We start from the raw sequence: 18,568 nt of genomic DNA, 5'->3' as shown, positions 1-18,568 counted from the left end.
CGATTCCCGCCTTGCAGCCCTGCTGGAATCGCCCAACCGGCCAGGAGGCCTAGAATGTTCCTGATCGACATGTTCAACAAGAAGACCGTCATGCCCGCCGCCAGCGCAGCCCTGCCTGGGCGCGCCGAGCCCATCGCCACCTCCGATACCCATTTCGTCAACGGGCATCCGCTGAAGGGACCCTATCCGGACGGGTTCAAGACCGTGCTGCTCGGCATGGGGTGCTTCTGGGGCGCCGAACGGCTGCTCTGGAAGATCCCGGGCGTCCATGTGACGGCGGCCGGCTATTCCGGCGGCTTCACGCCCAACCCGACCTATCACGAGACGACGACCGGCCTGACCGGCCATACCGAGGTCGTGCGCGTCGTCTACGATCCGGCCGTCGTAGGCCTGGAGGCGCTGCTGAAGGCGTTCTTCGAGGCGCACGACCCGACGCAGGGCATGCGCCAGGGCAACGATATCGGCACGACCTATCGCTCGGCGATCTATCTCGACGATGCGGCGGACCTTGCAACCGCGCGCCGCGTGCGCGACGGCTACCAGGCCGCGCTGGCGGCGGCGGGGCGCACCGACAGGATCACCACGGAGATTGCCGAGGCCGGGCCGTTCTACTTCGCCGAGGACGCGCACCAGCAATATCTCGCCAAGAATCCGGGCGGCTATTGCGGCCTGCGGGGCACGGGCGTTACCTGCGCCATCGGCTGATTTCGCAAACTTTTCAGAAGGATGCGCACCGCCGCGAAAAGGCTTTCGCGGCGGCTTCTATTTTTTACCAGTTGAAAAATTTCTGGTGAATTTTTGCCGGAGCCGTGCAAGGATGCCGCCAGCCTGACCCAAGGGAACGGGTCGGTGGCTCCGTTGCGCGCCTTTCGGGCGCCCACGCGGAAGGTCCCTATAAGATCAATAGCGAACAGGGCTGCACAATGAAAAAAACCCTTCTCACCCTTCTTGCCACGGCCGCCATGTCGGCGAGCGCGCTTGCCGCGGACATCAAGCCGGCGATCATCTACGATCTCGGCGGCAAGTTCGACAAGTCGTTCAACGAGGCAGCCTATAACGGCGCGGAAAAGTTCAAGGCCGAGACCGGCATCGACTATCGCGATTTCGAGATCGCCAACGACGCGCAGCGCGAGCAGGCGCTCCGGCGCTTCGCCAGCGACGGCAACAACCCGATCGTGATGGCCGGCTTCTCCTGGGCGGCGCAGCTGGAGAAGGTCGCGGCCGAGTATCCCGACACCAAGTTCGCCATCATCGACATGGTCGTCGACAAGCCGAACGTCCGCTCGGTCGTCTTCAAGGAAGAGGAAGGCGGCTGGCTCGCCGGCATCCTCGCCGGCATGGCGTCCAAGACGAAGACCGTCTCCTTCGTCGGCGGCATGGATATCCCGCTGATCCACAAGTTCGCCTGTGGCTATATCGGCGGCGCCAAGTCGCTCGGGTCCGACATGAATGTGCTCGAAGCCTATACGGGCACGACGCCGGACGCCTGGAACGACCCGGTCAAGGGCGGTGAGATCGCCAAGTCGCAGTTCGACCAGGGCTCGGACGTCGTCTATCACGCGGCCGGCGGCACGGGCGTCGGCGTCCTCCAGGCGGCGGTCGATGCGGGCAAGCTCGGCATCGGCGTCGATTCCAACCAGAACGGCATGCATCCCGGCAAGGTGCTGACCTCGATGGTCAAGCGCGTGGACGTCGCCGTCTACGACGCCTTCATCACCGCCAAGAACGATACGTTCCAGCCGGGCGTCAACGTGCTCGGCCTCAAGGAGAACGGCGTCGACGTCGCGATGGACGAGAACAACGCCCCGCTCATCACCCCGGAAATGAAGGCTGCGGTCGACAAGGCCCGTGCCGACATCATTGCCGGCACGGTGAAGGTGCACGACTACATGTCGGACGAGACCTGCCCCTACTGAGCGGCAGCGACGGCCCGTTTGCCGGAAGGCGGACGGGCCGATTCCGTCTTCCCGGATCCGCTTCAGTAATGCGGCGGGCGGGTGACGGCCGGGGCTTCCAGGGAGCCCTCTTCCAGCGCAAGGAACCGTTCCGTCAGCCGGTCGAGCTTCGACCGCAGCTGCTCGACCACCCGCCATTGCTCGGCGAGCTGGTCGGAAAGCTCCTCGATCGTGTTGGCCTGGTGGGCGACGTGTTCCTCCAGGCGGGCGAGACGATCGGCCTCGTCGGGGCGGTCGGGCGTGGTCATGGCTTTCCTCCCCGGTGAAATACCGGGCGGCAGGAGCTATAGCGGCAGAGGGCCGGCCCCGCAATCGGACTGGACAAGGGCGGCGGAAGCAACAAGACTAAGACCGGTCGGCCGAGAGGCCCGTCGGCCTCAAATCCCCGTAAGAGTGGATCGTCATGAGCGAATTGGCAATCGAACTGAAGGGCATCGACAAGAGCTTCGGCCTCGTCCACGCCAACCGGAACATCAACCTGAAGGTCCGCAAGGGCACCATTCACGGCATCATCGGCGAAAACGGCGCCGGTAAATCCACCCTCATGTCGATCCTCTACGGCTTCTACCAGGCCGACCATGGCGATATCCTCGTCGACGGCCGGAAGGTCAGTATCCGCGATCCGAATGCCGCCATCGCCGCCGGCATCGGCATGGTGCACCAGCATTTCATGCTGGTGGAGAATTTTACCGTGCTGGAGAACATCATGCTCGGCGCGGAAGAGAGCCAGATCCTCAATGCCGGCATCACCAAGGCGCGCGCCGAGCTGAAGCGGCTGGAAAAGGAATATGCCCTGGAGGTCGATCCGGACGCCGTCATCGAGGAACTGCCTGTCGGCATCCAGCAGCGCGTGGAAATCCTCAAGGCGCTCTACCGCAAGGCCGATATCCTCATTCTAGACGAGCCGACGGGCGTCTTGACGCCGGCCGAGGCCGATCATCTCTTCCGCATCCTCGAGCAGCTGAAGGCCGAGGGCAAGACGGTGCTGCTCATCACGCACAAGCTGCGCGAGATCATGGCGATCACCGACGAGGTCTCCGTCATGCGCCGCGGCGAGATGGTGGCGACGCGCAGGACGAAGGAAACCTCGGTGGAGGAACTGGCTGAGCTGATGGTCGGCCGCCGCGTGCTGCTGCGCGTCGAAAAGGGCGAGGCGAAGCCTGCCGACGTCAAGCTCTCGGTGAAGAACCTCACCGTGCGCGACGGCCGCGGCGTGACCATGGTCGACGACGTCTCCTTCGACATCCGCGCCGGCGAGATCGTCGGCATCGCGGGCGTCGCCGGCAACGGCCAGTCGGAGCTGCTGGAGGCGATCTCCGGCATCCGCCGTGCCAAATCCGGCACGGTGCTGCTGAACGGCAAGCCCATCGACGTCACCGGCCATGCCGACCCGGCGGACCTGCGTCGGCGGGGCCTTGCCCATGTGCCGGAGGACCGGCACCATGTCGGCCTCGTTTTGAAATTCGAGGAAAGCGAGAACGCCATCCTCGGCTACCACGACGATCCGAAATACCGCAAGGGCATGCTGCTCGACATCGATGCCATCCGCGCCGATGCGGAGGAGAAGATCGCCGCCTATGACATCCGCCCGCCGAACCCGCGGCTGAAGACCGCCAATTTCTCCGGCGGCAACCAGCAGAAGATCGTGCTGGCGCGCGAGATGGAGCGCGATCCGGACGTGCTGGTCATCGGCCAGCCGACGCGCGGCGTCGATGTCGGCGCCATCGAGTTCATCCACAAGCGCATCATCGAGATGCGCGACCAGGGCAAGGCGGTGCTGCTCGTCTCGGTCGAGCTCGACGAGATCCGCGCGCTGTCCGACCGCATCCTCGTCATGTTCGCCGGCCGCGTCGTCGGCGAGCGCACGCCCGATGCCACCGAAGGAGAACTCGGTCTTCTGATGGCCGGGGTGGAAGGCCGGAAGGAGGCCGCGGAATGAGTGTCCCGCACGCGAAACTGCCCGGCTGGGCCGAATATGGCCTGATCCCGCTCGTCAACCTCGCCGTCGCCTTCCTGATTTCCGGCCTCGTCGTGCTCATCGTCGGCGAGAGCCCGCTGGAAGCGGCCTACCACATGATCAACGGGGCCTTCGGCCGCGGCGAATATATCGGCTTCACGCTCTACTATACGACCACCTTCATCTTCACCGGCCTTGCCGTGGCCGTCGCCTTCCATTGCGGCCTGTTCAACATCGGCGGCGAGGGGCAGGCCTATATCGGCGGCATCGGCGTGGCGCTCGCCTGCCTGTCCTTCGACCATACGCTGCCCTGGTATCTGGTCTTCCCGATCGCCATCCTCGGCGCCGCCTTCTTCGGCGCGCTCTGGGCGCTCATCCCCGGCTGGCTGCTGGCCAGGCGCGGCAGCCACATCGTCATCACGACGATCATGTTCAACTTCATCGCCGCCAGCCTGATGAACTACCTGCTCAACAAGGTGTTCAAGCCGCTCGGCTCCATGTCGCTGGAAACCCGCACCTTCGATGCCGGCGGGCAGCTGCCCAAGCTCGACTGGCTGATGTCGATCTTCGGCCTTTCCGTCGGCACGGCGCCGTTCAACATCTCCTTCCTGCTGGCGCTTCTTGCCGCCTTCGGCGTCTGGGTGCTGATCTGGCGCACGCGGCTCGGCTACGAGATGCGCACCATGGGCCACAGCCCCGCCGCCGCGCGCTATGCCGGCATCAAGGAGGCGAAGATCATCGTCATCACCATGATGATCTCGGGCGGGCTGGCCGGCATGATGGCGCTGAACCCGATCATGGGCGAGCAGTTCCGCATGCAGCTCGATTTCGTGCAAGGCGCGGGCTTCGTCGGCATCGCCGTGGCGCTGATGGGCCGGTCGCATCCGGCGGGCATCATTCCCGCCGCGCTGCTCTTCGGCATGCTCTACCAGGGCGGGGCGGAAATCTCCTTCGAGATGCCCTCCATCTCGCGTGACATGATCGTCATCATCCAGGGCCTCGTCATTCTCTTCGCCGGCGCGCTCGAGCACATGTTCCGCCCGGCCATCACGCGCCTCGTCCTCGGCCTGTCGCCGAAGACGCGCGACGTCGCCGCCACCAAGGGAGCCTGATATCAATGGATTTCTTTCAGGTCTTCATCGAGCTGGCCCAGTCAACGGTCCGCCTCTCGACGCCGCTGATCCTTGCAGCGCTTGCCGGCCTCTTCACCGAACGCGCCGGCGTCTTCGACATCGGCCTCGAAGGCAAGATGCTGGGCGCGGCCTTCGCGGCCGGCTGCGTCGCCTATATCACCCAGTCCGTGACGATGGGGCTTCTTGCCGCCGTGCTCGTCTCGGTGCTGCTCTCGCTGGTGCACGGCTATGCCTCGATCACCCAGCGCGGCAGCCAGATCGTCTCGGGCGTCGCCATCAACTTCGTCGTCGCCGGCTCCACCGTCATCCTCGGCGAGGCCTGGTTCCGCCAGGGCGGGCGCACGCCGGCGCTGACGGAGGACGGCCGCTTCGGGCGGATCACGCTGCCGTTTGCCGATGCGGTGCGCGAGGTGCCGATCCTCGGCCAGATCTATTCGGGCCTGCTCTCCGGCCATTCGCCGCTGACCTATCTCGCCTTCCTGATGGTGCCGGCAAGCTGGTGGATTCTCTACCGCACGCGCTTCGGCCTGCGCCTGCGCGCCGTCGGCGAGAATCCCGGCGCGGTCGATACGGCCGGCATCTCGGTCATCTGGCTGCGCTACCGCGCCGTCATCTGCTGCGGCATCCTGTGCGGCGTCGCCGGCGCCTATCTCTCGCTTTCCGCCAATGCCGGCTTCACCAAGGGCATGACCGCGGGCAAGGGCTATATCGCGCTCGCCGCCCTCATCTTCGCCAAGTGGCGGCCGAAGAACATCCTCTTCGCCTGCCTGCTCTTCGGCTTTCTCGATGCCTTCGCCATCCGCTACCAGGGCTATGCCTTCCCGCTGATCGGCAAGGTGCCGGTACAGTTCATGCAGGCGCTGCCCTATATCCTGACGGTGATCCTGCTTGCAGGCTTCATCGGCAAGGCCATTCCGCCGAAGGCCGGCGGCGTGCCCTACGTCAAGGAGCGCTAAAGACATGTCCCATGACCTCTTCGAGGCGGCGCGCGCCGCGATGGCCTTCGCGCATGCGCCCTATTCGAAATTCCCCGTCGGCGCGGCGATCCGCGCCGAGGACGGCAAGATCTATGCCGGCGCCAATATCGAGAACCTGTCCTTCCCGCAGGGCTGGTGCGCCGAGCCGACCGCGATCAGCCACATGATCATGGCCGGCAACAGGAAGATCGTCGAAATGGCCGTCATCGCCGAGAAGCTGCCGCTCTGCCCGCCCTGCGGCGGCTGCCGGCAGAAGATCGCGGAATTCGCCACCGCCGGGACGCCGATCTACCTGTGCGACGAGACCGGCGTCCAGAAGACGATGACCATGGAAGAATTGCTGCCGCACGGCTTTGCGACGGATGTGATCGGATGAGCGCGGAAACGACAGAGCTCCTTCGCGCCCGCCTCGGCGGTGTGCTGCCGCGCACCGGCATCGTGCTCGGCTCGGGCCTCGGCACGCTCGTCGAGGCCGTCGAGAACCCGCTGCGCATACCCTATGCGGACCTGCCGAGCTTTCCCGTCGGTTCCGTCTCGGGCCATGCCGGCGAAATGGTCATCGGCACGCTCGGCGGCGTGCCGGTCATCATGCTCTCCGGCCGCGTGCATTATTACGAGCGCGGCGATGCCAACGCCATGCGCCCGCCCATCGAGGTGCTGAAGGGACTCGGCGTCACGTCGCTCATCCTCACCAATTCGGCGGGATCGCTGCGCGAGGACATGCCGCCCGGCTCGGTGATGCGCATTTCCGACCACATCAATTTTTCGGGCAGCAATCCGCTGATCGGCATCGAGAGCGACGACCGCTTCGTCGGCATGACCAATGCCTATGACGCGGACCTTGCCGCGCGCATGGAGGGGGCGGCCGGCAAACTCGGCATCCCGCTGTCCTCCGGCGTCTATATGTGGTTCTCCGGCCCGAATTTCGAAACGCCGGCGGAAATCCGCATGGCGCGCGTCCTCGGCGCCGATGCCGTCGGCATGTCGACCGTGCCGGAAGTGCTGATCGCCCGCCATCTCGGCCTGAAGGTCGCCGCCGCCTCGGTCATCACCAATTTCGGTGCCGGCATGACGGGCGGCGAACTCAGCCATCACGAAACCAAGGACATGGCCCCGATCGGCGGGAAGCGGCTCGCCGCGATCCTTGCCGAAATGATCGCGGGCGGAGACGAAGACCATGCATGAGGACAGCATCAAGGCGACCGCGCAGAAGGCGCTCTCGCTGCTCGACCTGACCGACCTCACCGACAATTGCGATGCCGCCGCCATAGAAAAGCTCTGCGCCCAGGCACAGACGCGTTTCGGAAACACGGCCGCCATCTGCATCTGGCCGCGCTTCGTGGCTGAGGCGCGGGGCATCCTCGGTGCGGGCCATGCGGTGAAGATCGCAACCGTCGTCAACTTCCCCTCCGGCGACCTTGCGGTCGAGGCCGTGCTGGCGGAGACGAAGCAGGCGATCGCCGATGGCGCCGACGAGATCGACCTCGTCATCCCCTACCGCGCCTTCCTTGCCGGCAACGCGGCGGCGGTGAGCGAGATGGTGGCGGCGGTCAAGGCCGCCTGCACGCCGCCGGTGCGCCTCAAGACCATTCTGGAAACCGGCGAGATCAAGGATGCGGCGCTCATCCGCAGGGCGTCGGACCTCGCCATTGCCGCCGGCAGCGACTTCATCAAGACCTCGACCGGCAAGGTCTCGGTCAATGCGACCCTGCCGGCCGCCGAAATCATGCTGACGGCGATCAGGGACAGCGGCAAGCCGGTCGGCTTCAAGCCGGCGGGCGGCGTGCGCACGGTGGCGGATGCCGGCGAATACCTCGCGCTTGCCGCCTCGATCCTCGGCGAAGGCTGGGCGACGCCGCAAACCTTCCGCTTCGGCGCCTCCGGCCTTCTCGGCGATATCCTCTCCGTGCTCGGCGGTCAGTCCGCGCCGCCGCCGCCCGCGAGCTACTAGCATGCTCCCGCAGGAGACGATCCGCCGCAAGCGGAACGGCGAGCCCCTCACCGCCGGGGAGATCGCCCGGTTCGTCGCCGGCCTCACGGATGGCAGCGTCTCCGAAGGGCAGGTGGCGGCCTTCGCCATGGCGGTCTGGTTCAACGGCATGGCGCGCGAGGAGACCGTGGCGCTGACGCTCGCCATGCGCGATTCGGGCGATGTGCTCGACTGGTCGGACATTGACCGGCCGGTCGCCGACAAGCATTCGACCGGCGGGGTGGGCGACAATGTCTCCCTCATGCTGGCGCCCATCGTGGCGGCCTGCGGGCTTGCCGTGCCGATGATCTCCGGCCGCGGGCTCGGCCATACCGGCGGCACGCTCGACAAGCTGGAATCGATCCCCGGCTACACGATCATGCCTTCCTCCGACCGTTTTCGCCGCACGGTGCGCGAGGTCGGCTGCGCCATCATCGGCCAGACGGCGGATCTCGCGCCGGCCGACAAGCGCCTCTATGCCATCCGTGACGTCACGGCGACGGTCGATTCTGTGCCGTTGATCACTGCCTCGATCCTTTCCAAGAAGCTTGCCGCCGGCCTCCGGTCGCTGGTGCTCGACGTGAAGGTCGGCAACGGCGCCTTCATGGCGGATGCCGGCGAGGCGGAGACGCTGGCCCGCTCGCTGGTCGCGGTCGCGAACGGGGCCGGGGTCACGACCGCCGCCCTCATCACCGACATGAACCAGCCGCTCGCCGATGCCGCCGGCAATGCCGTCGAGATCGCCAACTGCATCGCCTTCCTGAAGGGCGGCAAGGCCGGGACGCGCCTGGAGCGCATCGTGCTCGCCTTCGCGGCGGAAATGCTGGTTCTGTCGGGATTGGATGGGGATATCGCCGCGGCCGAAGGCCGGGCCGCCACGGCCCTTTCCAGCGGCGCGGCGGCCGAGACGTTCGAGTGCATGGTGCAGGCGCTCGGCGGCCCGGCCGACCTCCTGGAACGCCCGGAGGTCTATCTTGCGCCGGCCCCCGCCATCCGGCCGGTCATGGCGCCGCATTCCGGCTACCTTGCCGCCTGCGACACGCGCGGACTGGGCCTTGCCGTCATCGAACTCGGCGGCGGGCGCAGCCGCCCGGACGTCGGGATCGACCATCGCGTCGGTTTCGACCGGCTGCTGCCGCTCGGCAGAAAGGTGGAGAAGGGTGAGGAGATCGGCCGCGTGCATGCGGCGGATGCGGAGCGTGCGGCGCAGGGCGCGGCGCGGCTTGCCGGGCTCTACCGCATCGCGCCGGAGGCGCCCGTGCCGTCGCCGGATATCCTGAGGCGCATCAGCGGATGAGGTGCATCCGGCCGTCCTCGACGCGGTAGGACGACAGCCCCTTCAGGAAGCTCATGCCGATCAGCGTGCCGGACAGCGCCCTGTCCTCCAGCACCATGGCGCCGACATTCTCCAGGCGTACCGGGCCGATCTCGACGCGGTCGAGCTTGACATAGGCGGCGCGCGCCTTGCCGTTCGCCGTATCGACGGCGTAGCGGAAATTGAGGTCGCCCTTGTCGATGCCGAGGCGCTGCGCCGTCGAGATGTTGATGGCGACCATGCTGGCGCCGGTATCGACCATGCCCTCTTCCTTGCGGCCGTTGATGGCGAAGCGGCCGGTGAAGTGGCCGTTCGGATCGGCGCTGATGACGGCGTTGCGGTTGCCGGTATAGCGCGCCGCGCCCGTGCCGGCCTCCACGGCCGCCTTCTCCACCTTCGCCTCGGGCACTTTGGCGGTCGCGTCGAGATAGCGCGTCGCGACGCCGGGCACGAAGGCCGCGGCCGCGACGACGGAACCGACGAGAAAGACAAGGCTGCGAACGAACATGGGACGGTCTCCGGAAGGATCTGTCCCGAAATAGCACGCATCCGGCTAACGGACGGCAAAAGGGGCGCCCGTCGGCGCCCCTCTCCACGATCTTCGATCGGTTTGGTAAATGGTGCGTTAAATGCTTTTGCGAGCACCCTCGCCCCCCTCAAGTCATCCTCGGGCTTGACCCGAGGATCCATGCGGCGGGTGTGGCGTGGATGGTCGGGTCAAGCCCGACCATGACGGAGGAGAGGGCAGAGGCCCTGTCCGGTCAGCCGTTCACTTCGTGCCGTACATGCGGTCGCCGGCATCGCCGAGGCCGGGTACGATATAACCCTTCTCGTTGAGCTGGCGGTCGATGGAAGCGGTGTAGACCGGCACGTCCGGATGGTGCGCGCGGAAGCTCTTGATGCCTTCCGGCGCGGCGAGCAGGCAGAGGAAGCGGATGTTCGTCGCCCCGCGGCTCTTCAGCGTGTCGATGGCGGCAATCGCCGAGTTGCCCGTCGCCAGCATCGGATCGACGACGATGACGAGGCGCTCGTCGATGCTGTCGGGCGCCTTGAAGAAATATTCGACCGCCTCCAGCGTCTCGTGGTCGCGGTAGACGCCGATATGGGAGACGCGGGCGGAGGGCACCAGCTCCAGCATGCCCTCAAGCAGCCCGTTGCCGGCGCGCAGGATCGAGGCGAAGACCAGCTTCTTGCCTTCGAGGACGGGTGCGTCGATCTCCTCCAGCGGCGTCTCGATGCGCTGCGTGGTCAATTCCAGGTCGCGCGTGACCTCGTAGCAGAGCAGGGTGGAGATCTCGCGCAGCAGGCGGCGGAAACTCCCCGTCGAGGTCTCCTTCTTGCGCATGATGGTCAGCTTGTGCTGCACGAGCGGGTGATCGATGACTGTAACGCCGTCCATGGCCAACCTTCCGAAAACGAGTAAACGCCTCTTTTTCCACGGAACGGCGCATGGCCGCAAGAGTGGAGCGCGCCCGGCCGGCAACATCCCCAGCCGGCTTTGCCCCTCAAAGCCGCGAAAGCAGCCGTTCGCGCGTCGGGTCGTCGACGAAGGCGGCCTCGATCGCGGTCCGCGTCATGCCGAGAAGGTCGTCGTCGCGGAAGCCCATGATTGAGGAAGCGACGTCGTATTCGCGGGCAAGCGAGGTGTGGAAGAACGGCGGGTCGTCGGAATTGAGCGTAACGCGGACGCCGGCTTCGTGAAGGGCGCGCAGCGGATGGCGCTCGAAATCGGGGAAGACTTTCAGCGCCACGTTCGAGCCGGGGCAGACCTCCAGCACCACGCCCTCGTCCGCCAGCCGCCTCACGAGGTCGCCGTCCTCGATGGCGCGCACGCCGTGGCTGATGCGGGTGGCGCGGACATGGTCGAGCGCGTCGCGCACGCTGAAGGCGCCCGAAAGCTCCCCGGCATGAATGGTGATGCCGAGGCCGGCATCGCGGGCGATGTCGAAGGCGCGCGCGAAATCGGCGACGCGGTGCATGCGCTCCTCGCCGGCAAGGTTGAAGCCGGTGATCAGCGGATGCGGCCGGCGGGCGGCATATTCCGCCGCCTTCACCACCCGTTCCGGACCGAAATGGCGGATGCCGACGATGAGGAGGCGTGTCTCGATGCCAGTTCCCGCCCGGGCCCGCTCGGCGCCCTCGGCAAGGCCGCTTATATAGGCATCGGCGCCGATGCCGACGGCGTCCCCCTGGTCGGGCGAGACGATCAGCTCGCTGTAGATGGCGCCGGCCTCGGCGATCCCGGTGAGGTAGGTCTCGGCGAGGACGGCATAGTCCTCCTCCGTGCGGAAGAGGTTGGCCGTCGCGTCGTAGCTCGCGACGAAGCTGGTGAAATCCTCCCAGGCATATTCGCCGTCGCGAATGAAGCTGGAGGTGTCGATGCCGTAGCGTTTGGCCTGCGAAAGGGCGAGGGAAGGCGGGGTCGCGCCCTCGATATGGCAGTGCAACTCCGCCTTGGGCAGGTGTCTGGTCACAGAAAGCTCCTTCCGTGCCGGCCGGGCGCAATGCCGAGATGGCGCGCGACGCTCTCGCCGATATCGGCGAAACTGGCGCGGGTTTGAAGGAGGCGCGAGCGCAGGCCCGGACCGAAGCTCATGATCGGCACGCGCTCGCGCGTATGGTCGGTGCCGCGCCAGGTCGGGTCGCAGCCGTGGTCGGCGGTGAGGATGACGATATCGCCTTGCTTCAGCTTGCGGTCCACCTCCGGCAGGCGCCGGTCGAAGGCTTCCAGCGCGGCGGCATAGCCCGCGACATCGCGGCGGTGGCCGTAGAGCATGTCGAAATCGACGAAATTGGTGAAGACGAGATCGCCGTCCGCCGCCTCGTCCATGACGCGGAGCGTGGCGTCGAACAGCGCCATGTTGCCGTTCGCCTTGGTCAGCCGGCCGATGCCCTGGTGGGCGAAGATGTCGCCGATCTTGCCGACGGCATGCACGGTGCGGCCGGCCTCCGTCAGCCGGTCGAGCAGGGTCGGTTCCGGCGGCGGCACGGAATAGTCGCGGCGGTTGCCGGTGCGCTCGAAGGTCTCCGGCGTATCGCCGACGAAGGGCCGCGCGATGACCCGGCCGATGCGCCCGCCCGGCCGCTCGTCGAGGATCTGCCGCACTCTCTCGCAGAAGGCGAGCAGCCGGTCGAGGCCGAAGGCGCGCTCGTGCGCGGCGACCTGGAAGACGGAATCGGAGGAGGTGTAGCAGATCGGCTTGCCGCTGCGGATATGGTCGAGGCCGTGGCGGGCGATGATATCGGTGCCGGAGGCATGGCAATTGCCGACGATGCCCGGCACCTTGCCGGCGCTGCAAATGGCCTCGACGAGTTCCGGCTCGAAGGCGTCGCCCTCCGTCGGGAAATAGCCCCAGTCGAAGGCGACGGGCGTACCGGCGATCTCCCAGTGGCCGGAGGGCGTGTCCTTGCCGTTGGAGACCTTGCTGGCGGCGCCGTGATAGCCGAAGACGCGCTGCGGCACGTCCATGCCCCGCGGGAAGCGGCCCGTCGCGGCGCGGGCGGCGTGCAGCAGGCCGAGCGCCGACATGTTGGGAAGCGTCAGCGGCCCCTGGCGCAGGCCCGGCCGGTCGGCAGCGCCTGCGGCGCAGAATTCGGCGATATGGCCGAGCGTATCGGCGCCGAGATCGCCGAAGGCGGCGGCATCCGGCCCACCGCCGATGCCGAAGGAATCGAGAACGAAGAGAAAGGCTCGCGCCATGGATCACCTGCCGTCTGTCCGCCTCCGTCCCGCAGGGCGGACCGGAGGAATTGCGAGACATGACACGGGCCTTGCAGCCGGTTCAAGCGAAATCGGCAGGATGCGGGAGGCGGGGTCAGCAGTCGGCGCAGTCGATCTTCTTGCCTCGGCGCAGGCGGAAATAGCTCGTCCGGCCGAGCGTGATCTTGTTGAGGTTCGAATCAAGGTTCGGCGCGAGCAGCAGGATCGAATAGGGCACCGACAGCTCCGTCCGCACGATGAAGGTTTCCATGTCCTCCATGTCGCTCGGCAGATCCACCGCGTTGCCCTTGACATAGGGGGCGTTCCCGCCCTGGTCGCGCGACCAGGCGACCGTCGCCTTGCCGTCGGCGGCGACGGAGACGCCGGTGATCTTCAGCGTGTATTCGCTGCCGAGGGGGAACGGCGCGACGATCTTGGCGACGACGTCCTTCATCGTGTCGAGCGTCGCCTTGCTGGTCGTGTCGTTCTGCGTCAGGAGGTCGGAGACGGTGGCCGACGCGCGGCTGACCTTGCGCGAGGCGGTGATGGCGACGGTGATCTCGAAGGCGCTGACATAGGCCATCATCAGGAGCGGCGCGACGATGGCGAATTCGATGGCGCCGACGCCGCGCCGATCCTCGATGAAGCGGCGCAGCCGCAGCAGGATGCCGCTTGCGGCGTCCCGCCGCCCGTCCATGCCGGAAAGGACCTTGCGCATCACGGATAGTCCTCGTTCTGGACGACGGCCGTCGCGATCATCAGGTAGTTCTGCCGCGAGCCGTCGGCCGCACGGATGTTGGAGACATAGGGCCGGACGAGGTCCGTCACGATGTCCCAGCGATAGTAGGCCCGCACGATGTTGATGGTCTGCTTGCCGCCGGGAGCGATCCTGAAGGAACTGGTGTCGAGGTCGCTGCCGACAAGCGGGATGGTCTTCGGGATGTCCGCGAACCTGGCGAAGCTCCTGACATCGAGATACAGCTTGCTGGGCGTCTTCACCTCGTCCGCCGAACAGGGCATCAGGATGGAGATCTCGTCGCAGAACGCCCTGCGGAATTCCTCCTGCGTGACGTTGGAACGGATTTCGCCGGTCCTGATCTTGCGCGCCATGGCTTCCGTGGCATTGGCGAGAAGCTGCTCTGCGGAAAAGGCGACGAAGGTTTCCAGCGAGGCGAAGACGATCGCGAAGAAGGGCAGGCTGAGAAGCGCGATCTCGATGGCCGTCGCGCCATCGCGCCGGGCAAGGAAGCGGCCGAAAAGGCGCTTCATCGGCCTCCGGCGGGCAGGTGCGTCATGATCGAGCGGCATCGCGATCCGTTCCCAAGTGCTGGCCCAAGTGCTGACCAAGTGCTGGACACGGGCGAGGATAGGCCGCGGAACGTTTATATTTCGTATGCGCGAAGCCGAAGAGTTGAACGGTTTCCCGCATTCGGACGCCCGAAGCGGGACGCGGGCATCAGCCGCCGTTCTTGTTCCGCGCGACATGCTCCTCGCAATTGGGCGTGCAGGAGAGCACGGAGCGGTCCGTCTGCCGGAAGACGCGCACCGTGTTGCCCTCGTCGATCGACACGAGGATGCGCTCGTCGACGATGGCATTGCCGTCCGCGTCGAGGAGGACCAGGTTGGTGGTGCCGAAATTGCGGCCGGTCAGCACGATTGTCTGGGCATCGGCGACGGTCGCATCGGCGACGTCGGCATTGCCGATGATCACCTTGCTGACGGGGCGGTCGAGCTTGAGCACGCGCGCGTGGTCCATATAGACGCGCATCAGCGGCTCGTCGGCAAGGGCGGAAGAAGCCGTCGCCGCCACGACAAGCGCGGCCGTCACAAGCTTTGCGGCTCCTGCAGCGAAAATCCCGTCGCGTCCCATAAACAGTCATCCCAGTGATAAAACACCGACAGCATCGCTGCGAATGGTGAACGAAGATTTAAGCCACCCGCTAACCTTGTAGATATATCCGGGATCCGGACAGGGCCCGTTGCTGCTCCGGCGGGCCGGAAACGGGGCAAATGCCTGTCTGCAGGGGGTTTAACCGGATGGTGACCATAAAACCCGCAAGCTTCTGGCAGGATTTTGTTAACCGGGTTCCTTAAGGTGATGGAAATGGCTTGCCTGTAGGTTGCAGTCATCCGAACAACGGAAACAGTTGGCGGACGTGCTGAACCAACAATCGTGGAGCTAGGAGAATACCATGACCAAGATTTTCGCTCGCCTTATGAAAGACGAATCGGGCGCCACCGCCATCGAATACGGCCTGATCGCCGCCCTGATTTCCGTTGCCCTCATCACCGGCGCAACCGCCCTCGGCAACTCGCTGAACGAGACGTTTACCACGCTGGGCACCAAGCTGACCACCGAAGTGAACAAGTAATCGCCGGCGGAAAACCAATCTCCGTATTTGGAAAGCCGCCTCTTAGGCGGCTTTCTGTTTTCCGGCATTATCCTTTTCCAAACGGATCGCGGGCATTCTTCGCCGAAAGGAGGGCATCATGACCCAGGCCATCATCTTCGTGGTTTTCCCGCTCTGCCTTGCGGTCGCGGCCTGCTCCGATTTCCTGACGATGCTCATCCCCAACCGGGTCTCGGCGATCCTCCTTGCCGCCTTCGTCGTCGTGGCGCCGCTGGCAGGCCTCGATCTTACGCAGATCGCCATGCATCTTGCCGCCGGCCTTCTCGTCTTCTCCGTCTGTTTCTCGCTCTTCGCCCTCAATGTCATGGGCGGGGGCGACGCCAAGCTCCTGACCGCCAGCGCCGTCTGGTTCGGCATGAGCCTCTCGCTGGTCGAATACCTGGTCTATGTCTCCTTCCTCGGCGGGCTGCTGACCGTCGCGATCCTCGCCCTGCGCGCCAACACGAACCTGATCCTCGCATCGGGCCTGCCGGTTCCCGATCACCTGCTCAAGGCCAGGAAGGTGCCCTACGGCATCGCGATCGGGATCGGCGCCTTCCTCGCCTATCCGTCCTCGCCGCTGATGCTCGCCGCGCTGGGTTGAGCCGGCCGCCCCCGTCATCGTCTCGGTCGTCGTTCTGCCAGCCCCGGTTGAAAAACCGGGAGCAACGCCTGCGTGCGGCCTAGCGTCGTTAGCTTCGCGTTAACCATGCGCGTAAGGCGCTCATTAACCATAATTACACCATTGCCGGTCAATGTGGGCGGATAGAAAAGTCCGCAGCCCCAGGGAAACCACATGAGACCGGCGCGAATCATCATTCTGGCAGTGGCCGTCGTTTCGGCCGGCGTCGCGGGCCTTCTGGCCCTGAAGGTCGCCGGCGGCGGTGGCGCGCCCGCCCAGACCGAAGCCGTCGTCGAGCGCGAGCCCACGGTCAACGTGCTGGTCGCCAGGGAAAGCCTGCCGGTCGGCGCGCGGCTCAATCCGGAGACGATAACCTGGAGTGCCTGGCCGAAGGGCTCGGTCGTCGAGGGCTTCATCACCGACCAGAACCGGCCGGACGCCATGGAGAGCCTCAACGGCGCCATCGCCCGCATGCCGATCTTCAACGGCGAGCCGATCCGCCAGGAGAAGATCGCCGATTCCAGCAACCGCATCATGTCGTCGCTGCTGCCCTCGGGCAAGCGGGCGGTCGCCACGGAGATCTCGGTCGCCACGGGTGCCGGCGGCTTCATCCTGCCGAACGATCGCGTCGACGTCATCATGGTGCGCAAGAGCCAGGAAGGCTCCTCCTACCTGACCGAGACCGTGCTGTCGAACGTGCGCGTGCTCGCCATCGACCAGCAGATCCAGGAGAACGAGGACGGTTCGAAATCCGCCGTCGGCACCACCGCCACGCTGGAACTGACGCCCGACCAGACCAAGGTGATCGCCGTCGCCCAGCAGATGGCCGAGCGCCTGTCGCTGGCGCTGCGCAGCATCGCGGATGCCCAGGAGGCCGATACCGGCGCGGCCGACTACCTTCTCAGCGGCGGCGACGGCATGCCGGTCATCCAGGTGATCAAGACCGGTGAAATCGTGAACGGCGGCTCGCCCGCAGCCCAGAAGTGACCAGGAGCTGACCCCGTGTTTGGAATCACAAGGACTTTTCGGGCTTCCGTCGCCGGCGGGCTGAGCTTCTGCCTGGCGCTTTCCGGCCTGTTTGAAACCGTTGTCAACGGCGCGCCGGCGCTCACCGCCGAAGCGGCGACCGCCTCCGTCATCCGCATCAGCGATGCCGGTCCCGGCGCCCGCAAGGCGGTCAAGCTCGGCCTCAACAAGGCGATCGTGGTGGACCTGCCGACCGATGCGCACGACATCCTCGTCGCCGATCCGGGCAAGGCGGACGCGGTCACCCGCACCTCGCGGCGCATCTACCTCTTCGGCAAGGACGTCGGCCAGACCAACATCTTCATCTTCGGGCCGGGCGGCGAGGAGATCGTCAGCATCGACCTCACCGTCGAGCGCGACATCGACGGCCTGCAGGCGAACCTGCGCCGCTTCATTCCCGACTCCGACATCCAGGTCGAGATCATGTCGGACAACATCGTGCTGAGCGGCACCGTGCGCACCCCGCAGGATTCCAAGCGCGCCGAGGAGATCGCCGGGATCTTCCTCAAGGGCGGCGAGGCGACGACCCGCAACATCACCGCCCAGGGCAACAACGGCGACGCGGCGATCTTCGGCGAAGTGCGCCAGCGCTCCGAAGTGGTCAACATGCTGAAGATCGACGGCGAGGACCAGGTGACGCTGAAGATCACCGTGGCGGAAGTCAGCCGCCAGGTGCTCAAGCAGCTCGGCTTCAACGGCTCCGCGCAGGGGTCGAATGCAGGTATCTCCTTCCGCAACCCGACCAATCTCGGCGGCGCCGCGGACTGGGTCTCCAACGGCGTCGCCTCCGGCACGATCGGCGGCCTCGCCCTCGCCGGCAGCATGAGCGCCATGGAACAGGCCGGTGTGATGCGGACCCTTGCCGAGCCCAGCCTGACGGCGATTTCCGGCGAAGAGGCTCGCTTCTATGTCGGCGGCGATTTCCGCCTTCCGACCGAACAGACGATCGAGGGCGGCGGCGAGGGCGAGGCGACGACGGTCAGCCGCAGCATCACCCAGGTCGAATACGGCATCCGGCTGAATTTCCGCCCGGTCGTGCTGTCACCCGGCCGCATCAGCCTGCGCGTCGAGACCGAGGTCTCCGAGCCGACCTTCGAAGGCTCGGCCACCTATGGCGGCGCCTCCACCATTCCCGGCATGACCGTGCTCGGCATCCGCCGCCGCGAGGCCACGACGAGCGTCGAACTGCCGTCGGGCGGCTCGATCGTCATCGCCGGCCTCGTCAAGGACGATATCCGCCAGGCCGTCTCCGGCCTGCCGGGCCTCTCGAAAATCCCGATCTTCGGCACGCTGTTCCGCTCCAAGGACTTCGTGCGCAACGAAACGGAAATGGTCATCATCGCCACGCCCTATCTCGTGCGGCCCGTCGCGCGCACCGCGCTCCAGCGTCCGGACGACAATTTCAACGCGACCAACGATGCGGCGAGCTTCTTCCTCGGCAAGGTGAACAAGATCTACGGCCGCAAGGAAGACGCCATGCCGGCGGGCAATTACCACGGCTCCATCGGCTTCATCTACAAGTGA

At 66.1% G+C, this 18,568-nt stretch carries 21 protein-coding genes; 13 read left to right on the top strand and 8 right to left on the bottom strand.

What is annotated here, in order from left to right; genetic code table 11:
* The first annotated feature begins 54 nt into the window (after window positions 1-54).
* Both msrA and AB3G45_RS25460 read left to right on the top strand, forming a co-directional pair.
* On the top strand, window positions 55-705 hold the full coding sequence (gene msrA, locus AB3G45_RS25465) for a peptide-methionine (S)-S-oxide reductase MsrA (RefSeq protein ID WP_367833181.1): 651 nt from the start codon (window positions 55-57) through the stop codon (window positions 703-705).
* Between the two features lie 218 nt (window positions 706-923).
* Window positions 924-1,916, top strand: a complete 993-nt coding sequence (locus AB3G45_RS25460) for a BMP family protein (protein WP_367833180.1) — start codon at window positions 924-926, stop codon at window positions 1,914-1,916.
* A 62-nt stretch (window positions 1,917-1,978) separates the two neighbouring features.
* Here AB3G45_RS25460 and AB3G45_RS25455 read toward each other — a convergent pair whose 3' ends face one another.
* On the bottom strand, window positions 1,979-2,203 hold the full coding sequence (locus AB3G45_RS25455; protein WP_367833179.1) for a SlyX family protein: 225 nt from the start codon (window positions 2,201-2,203) through the stop codon (window positions 1,979-1,981).
* A gap of 155 nt (window positions 2,204-2,358) precedes the next feature.
* On the opposite strand from AB3G45_RS25455, the gene AB3G45_RS25450 reads away from it, so the two are divergent.
* The 7 genes from AB3G45_RS25450 to deoA are packed head-to-tail and all read left to right on the top strand — an operon-like array spanning window position 2,359 to window position 9,288.
* Window positions 2,359-3,894, top strand: a complete 1,536-nt coding sequence (locus AB3G45_RS25450) for an ABC transporter ATP-binding protein (RefSeq protein WP_367833178.1) — start codon at window positions 2,359-2,361, stop codon at window positions 3,892-3,894.
* On the top strand, window positions 3,891-5,024 hold the full coding sequence (locus AB3G45_RS25445) for an ABC transporter permease (RefSeq protein WP_064332134.1): 1,134 nt from the start codon (window positions 3,891-3,893) through the stop codon (window positions 5,022-5,024). Before AB3G45_RS25450 ends, AB3G45_RS25445 begins: the two co-directional genes overlap by 4 nt.
* Window positions 5,025-5,029: 5 nt before the next feature.
* Window positions 5,030-6,001, top strand: a complete 972-nt coding sequence (locus tag AB3G45_RS25440) for an ABC transporter permease (protein WP_367833177.1) — start codon at window positions 5,030-5,032, stop codon at window positions 5,999-6,001.
* Between the two features lie 4 nt (window positions 6,002-6,005).
* Window positions 6,006-6,398 (top strand): cytidine deaminase, encoded by a 393-nt coding sequence (locus AB3G45_RS25435; RefSeq protein WP_367833176.1) that lies wholly within the window; start codon window positions 6,006-6,008, stop codon window positions 6,396-6,398.
* Window positions 6,395-7,207: a purine-nucleoside phosphorylase gene (locus AB3G45_RS25430; protein WP_367833175.1), complete on the top strand. Its 813-nt coding sequence runs from the start codon at window positions 6,395-6,397 to the stop codon at window positions 7,205-7,207. The genes AB3G45_RS25435 and AB3G45_RS25430 overlap by 4 nt, the downstream gene beginning before the upstream one ends.
* Entirely contained in the window at window positions 7,200-7,973 is a 774-nt protein-coding gene (gene deoC, locus AB3G45_RS25425; RefSeq protein WP_367833174.1) for a deoxyribose-phosphate aldolase, read from the top strand. The genes AB3G45_RS25430 and deoC overlap by 8 nt, the downstream gene beginning before the upstream one ends.
* 1 nt (window position 7,974) lies before the next feature.
* A complete protein-coding gene (deoA, locus tag AB3G45_RS25420; RefSeq protein ID WP_367833173.1) occupies window positions 7,975-9,288 on the top strand; it encodes a thymidine phosphorylase in 1,314 nt (437 codons plus the stop codon).
* On the opposite strand, the gene AB3G45_RS25415 is transcribed toward deoA, so the two are convergent.
* The 7 genes from AB3G45_RS25415 to AB3G45_RS25385 form a co-directional block, all read right to left on the bottom strand.
* A complete protein-coding gene (locus AB3G45_RS25415; protein ID WP_367833172.1) occupies window positions 9,278-9,814 on the bottom strand; it encodes a TIGR02281 family clan AA aspartic protease in 537 nt (178 codons plus the stop codon). The genes deoA and AB3G45_RS25415 overlap by 11 nt on opposite strands.
* A gap of 261 nt (window positions 9,815-10,075) precedes the next feature.
* Window positions 10,076-10,705, bottom strand: coding sequence for a uracil phosphoribosyltransferase (gene upp, locus AB3G45_RS25410; protein ID WP_023515052.1), 630 nt, complete (start codon window positions 10,703-10,705; stop codon window positions 10,076-10,078).
* 106 nt (window positions 10,706-10,811) lie between these two features.
* A complete protein-coding gene (locus AB3G45_RS25405) occupies window positions 10,812-11,780 on the bottom strand; it encodes an adenosine deaminase (RefSeq protein ID WP_367833171.1) in 969 nt (322 codons plus the stop codon).
* Window positions 11,777-13,006, bottom strand: a complete 1,230-nt coding sequence (locus AB3G45_RS25400; RefSeq protein WP_367833170.1) for a phosphopentomutase — start codon at window positions 13,004-13,006, stop codon at window positions 11,777-11,779. Before AB3G45_RS25400 ends, AB3G45_RS25405 begins: the two co-directional genes overlap by 4 nt.
* Before the next feature lie 115 nt (window positions 13,007-13,121).
* A complete protein-coding gene (locus AB3G45_RS25395) occupies window positions 13,122-13,724 on the bottom strand; it encodes a TadE/TadG family type IV pilus assembly protein (protein ID WP_367833676.1) in 603 nt (200 codons plus the stop codon).
* Entirely contained in the window at window positions 13,724-14,275 is a 552-nt protein-coding gene (locus tag AB3G45_RS25390; RefSeq protein ID WP_367833169.1) for a TadE/TadG family type IV pilus assembly protein, read from the bottom strand. Before AB3G45_RS25390 ends, AB3G45_RS25395 begins: the two co-directional genes overlap by 1 nt.
* A gap of 187 nt (window positions 14,276-14,462) precedes the next feature.
* Window positions 14,463-14,834 (bottom strand): pilus assembly protein N-terminal domain-containing protein, encoded by a 372-nt coding sequence (locus AB3G45_RS25385; RefSeq protein ID WP_367833168.1) that lies wholly within the window; start codon window positions 14,832-14,834, stop codon window positions 14,463-14,465.
* A gap of 364 nt (window positions 14,835-15,198) precedes the next feature.
* Here AB3G45_RS25385 and AB3G45_RS25380 point away from each other — a divergent pair, with 364 nt between their 5' ends.
* From AB3G45_RS25380 to AB3G45_RS25365, 4 genes are all read left to right on the top strand, one after another.
* Window positions 15,199-15,378 (top strand): Flp family type IVb pilin, encoded by a 180-nt coding sequence (locus AB3G45_RS25380; RefSeq protein WP_064332146.1) that lies wholly within the window; start codon window positions 15,199-15,201, stop codon window positions 15,376-15,378.
* A 118-nt stretch (window positions 15,379-15,496) separates the two neighbouring features.
* Window positions 15,497-16,000 (top strand): prepilin peptidase, encoded by a 504-nt coding sequence (locus tag AB3G45_RS25375; protein ID WP_367833167.1) that lies wholly within the window; start codon window positions 15,497-15,499, stop codon window positions 15,998-16,000.
* A gap of 192 nt (window positions 16,001-16,192) precedes the next feature.
* Window positions 16,193-17,005: a Flp pilus assembly protein CpaB gene (gene cpaB, locus AB3G45_RS25370; RefSeq protein WP_367833166.1), complete on the top strand. Its 813-nt coding sequence runs from the start codon at window positions 16,193-16,195 to the stop codon at window positions 17,003-17,005.
* 15 nt (window positions 17,006-17,020) lie between these two features.
* Window positions 17,021-18,568, top strand: coding sequence for a type II and III secretion system protein family protein (locus tag AB3G45_RS25365; protein ID WP_367833165.1), 1,548 nt, complete (start codon window positions 17,021-17,023; stop codon window positions 18,566-18,568).

Origin of the sequence: Shinella sp. S4-D37, from assembly GCF_040812195.1 — a bacterium.
Taxonomy (GTDB): Bacteria; Pseudomonadota; Alphaproteobacteria; order Rhizobiales; family Rhizobiaceae; genus Shinella.
This window is presented reverse-complemented; position numbering and strand designations above follow the sequence as displayed.